Below are 3927 nucleotides of genomic sequence, written 5' to 3'. Positions count from 1 at the left end.
AGATTTTAATAGCCCTATTTATGCGTCTAAAAGTTGTAAATTAAACATATCAGCTGCATCATAGATATGTTTAATTGGCATTTTTCGTAGTAGATAAAAAAAATTTTTAATATATATAAATATTAACTTGAGAACGTTGTCATAGCATGTTATTATAAGAGATATAAAAGAGTAATAAATAATTATCTTAAATGACAAATACATATAATATTAGGGGGATTGTTATGAACATAAAAAGCAGATTAAGTGAATTAAGAAAACAGATGAATGAAAAAAATATATATGCGTACATAGTACCATCTTCAGATAATCATGAAAGTGAATATGTAGGAGATTACTTTAAATCTAGACAATTTATATCAGGATTTACGGGGTCTGCAGGTACTGTAATAGTTACTCAAGAAGAAGCTGGTCTTTGGACAGATGGAAGATACTTTATACAAGCTGAAAAAGAATTAGAAGGATCAGGGATAAAGTTATTTAAAATGGGAGAAGAAGGGGTACCGACTACTGATGAATATTTATATAATGCTATACCACAAGATAAAATATTAGGTTTTGATGGTAGAGTAGTATGTGCTAAGGAAGGAATTAACTTAGCTGATAAGTTAGCTAAAAAGAATATAAATATAGTATATGAATATGACTTAATAGAGAATATATGGGATAATAGACCTGCTTTATCGGACAATAAAGCATTTTTATTAGATGTAAGATATGTAGGAGAAACTTTTAGTTCTAAGTTAGCTAGATTAAGAAAGAAAATGGAAGAAAAGAATGTAACAAATCATGTTATAACTACTCTTGAGGACATAGCATGGTTATTTAATATAAGAGGTAGAGATGTTAAATTTAATCCTGTAGTACTTTCTTATGCACTAATAACATTAGATAAAGTTTATCTATTTGTAGATAAAAATAAGTTAAATGATGAGATATTAGGGGAATTAGACAAAGAAAATGTTGAAATAAAGCCGTATAATGATATCTATGAATTTATAAAAACTTTAAATAATGATGAGAAAATATTATTAGATTCAACTAAGATAAATTATGCTATATACAATAATATACCAAGTGAAGTTAAAAAGGTAGACGAATTTAATCCAACAATGTTCTTTAAGGCAGAAAAGAACGAAGTGGAGTTGAAAAATATAAGAAATAGTCATATAAAAGATGGTGTAGCATTTACTAAGTTTATGTACTGGCTAAAGCAAAATATAGGTAAAATAGAAATAACGGAAATGAGTGCAGCTAAGAAATTAGAAGATTTAAGAAGAGAACAAGAAGGCTTTATAGAACCAAGTTTTAGTACAATAGCAGGATATAAAGAACATGCAGCTATGATGCACTATAGCGCAACTGAAGAAACTGATTATAAATTACAACCACAACATTTATTCTTAATAGATTCAGGTGGACAATATTTTGATGGAACTACAGATATAACTAGAACTATAGCACTAGGTAAGTTAAGTGATGAATTAAAAATACATTTTACAGCTGTATTAAGAGGTATGATAAATTTATCAATGGCTAAATTCTTACATGGAGTTAGAGGATATAACTTAGATATATTAGCAAGAAGACCAATGTGGAATATGGGAATAGATTACAAGTGTGGAACAGGACATGGTGTAGGATTTGTTGGCGCTATACATGAAGCACCTAATGGATTTAGGTGGAGAATAATACCAGAAAGGTTTGACAGTGCTGTATTAGAAGAAGGCATGTTAACTACTAATGAACCAGGTATATATATAGAAGGTTCTCATGGGATAAGAATAGAAAATGAATTAATTGTTAGAAAAGCTGAAAAGAATGAATATGGACAATTTATGGAGTTTGAAGTTGTAACATTTGCACCAATAGATTTAGATGCAATAGATATTAATGAAATGAATAAAGAAGAAAAAGCGTATTTAAATTATTATCATAAGTTAGTTTATGACAAAGTATCTCCATTTTTAAATGATGAAGAAAGACAATGGTTAAAAGAATATACTAAGGAAGTATAGTAAAAGGGTCTCCCTAGACTATAGGGGGGACCTTTTGAATATAAAAAATATTAGGTGATTGTGAAACCTATTGTTAAAAATAAATTTGAATTTAAATTCAATATAAAGTAATGAATTCAAAGAAGATTGAAGAAGCTGTATTTAAACAGTTATCATAAACTTGTATATAAAAATTTAGCTAATCACTTGAATGATAAAAAAAGAAAGTAGCTAAAGTCGTATATAGGATAAAATTAAAAAATTATATTAGGAGGAAAATTATGAGTGAAATTACGGTAAATAATAAGAAACCTTTTGGTTTTTATGTTTGCTCTATCGCATTTATGTTAGAAAGAGCAGCATATTATGCTGCCAAGTATCTAATCTTTGTTTTTGTAACTGCTACTGTGTTAACAGGTGGATTAGGTCTTACAAAAGTTGAAGCTGCACTAATACAATCAAATCTTGTTGCATTTACATATCTTGCACCAGTTATCGGAGGATATATTTCTGATAGGTATATAGGAGCAAGGTACTGTGTTCCAGTAGGATTGGCTTTGATGGCTGGAGGATATTACTTTGGAGCAACTGCAACAGACGCTACTGGTATGAATATATTGGTAATACTTGTTGCTATAGGTACAGGCCTTTTTAAAGGTAACGTTGCTGCAATTAGTGGATCTTTGTTTAATGATAAAGAACAGCTAGATTCAGCATTTTCACTGCAATACTCTTTTGTTAATCTTGGAGCTTTTATAGGAACTACAGCTGTAGGGATTCTTGTAGCATCAACATTTGCACACGGTGACATCCAAGGTTTTAGACCTGTTTTTAAAGTGTGTAGTATGATTTGTGCAATTAATTCTCTTTGGTTTTTATTTGGTACGAAATTCCTTGGAGAAGTAGGAAAGAAACCATTTAAAGCTGGAAAGAGCACTGAAAACAAAGTTGAAACTGAAGTTAAACCAATGACAAAAACTGAAAAAAGAAAGGTTTTTGCTATTATACTTGTATCTATGTTTTCAGTAGTATTTTGGGTATTTTGGTACTTAACTTATTTAGCTGCTTATGATTATGGTGGTCAGTTTATAAATATGACTGTAGGTGGATTTGAAATTCCTCTTTCATGGTTTGACTCACTAAATTCATTTACATGCATTGCTCTTGGACCGGTACTTGGTGCACTTTGGTTTAAGCTATCAAAGAGACCTCAAGGTGATTTGAGCTTATTTAAAAAATTAGCCTTAGGTCTTAGTTTTCTTGGTATGTCTTTCTTAATGCTTGTATTTGCAGAGCTTTCAAGAGGTGTAGGCGCAGATGCTTCATCTAAAGCGAGTCTTGTTTACCTTTGCGCATTTGGAGTGCTTCTAAGTATAGGAGAAATGCTATTCTCACCACTTGGTAATTCCTTTGTAACTAAATATGCACCAAATAAAATTTACTCTGTATTGCTTGGTGTTTGGACTTTTGCTACATTCCTAGCTGGAAAATCATATGGATATCTGTACGCATTTGCTTCAAAATTCACTATCATACAGGCGTATGTTGCAATTCCAATCGTTTTATTCATATGTGCAACACTTTTATTTGTCTTTGATAAAAAGCTAATAAGACTGCTTGAAGATGAAGAACTTGAAGAACAAACTGCATAAAATCTAAAAGTCAGAGTGATGTAAAGAAAACTGACGAAATTTTAAATTAAAAATTACTAAAGACTATTCAGGATAATATATCATGGATGGTCTTTTTTAAATTACAAGGATAAGAGTAAAAAGAAGTGATTGTGACATAATTTTGGCACAGTTTTGACACAAAAAAAACATAATTATACATTATAATATATTTGTATAAAAATTAGTAAAAAAACAGTATGAGGAGTATGTTAATATAGTTGATACATGTAAAAACTTTATATATAATAAAGATATAG

At 29.8% G+C, this 3927-nt stretch carries 2 protein-coding genes; both read left to right on the top strand.

Features of this window, described 5'->3' with window-relative positions; genetic code table 11:
• Positions 1 to 224: 224 nt before the first annotated feature.
• On the top strand, positions 225 to 2018 hold the full coding sequence (locus VLM92_RS14800; RefSeq protein ID WP_325277092.1) for an aminopeptidase P family protein: 1794 nt from the start codon (positions 225 to 227) through the stop codon (positions 2016 to 2018).
• A 260-nt stretch (positions 2019 to 2278) separates the two neighbouring features.
• Positions 2279 to 3649: a peptide MFS transporter gene (locus tag VLM92_RS14795; RefSeq protein ID WP_325277091.1), complete on the top strand. Its 1371-nt coding sequence runs from the start codon at positions 2279 to 2281 to the stop codon at positions 3647 to 3649.
• The last annotated feature ends 278 nt before the right edge of the window (positions 3650 to 3927 follow it).

Origin of the sequence: Romboutsia sp. (assembly GCF_035470145.1) — a bacterium.
Taxonomy (GTDB): Bacteria; Bacillota; Clostridia; order Peptostreptococcales; family Peptostreptococcaceae; genus Romboutsia_D.
Note: the sequence above shows the minus strand (reverse complement) of the source record. Positions and strands in the feature narration are given on the sequence as shown.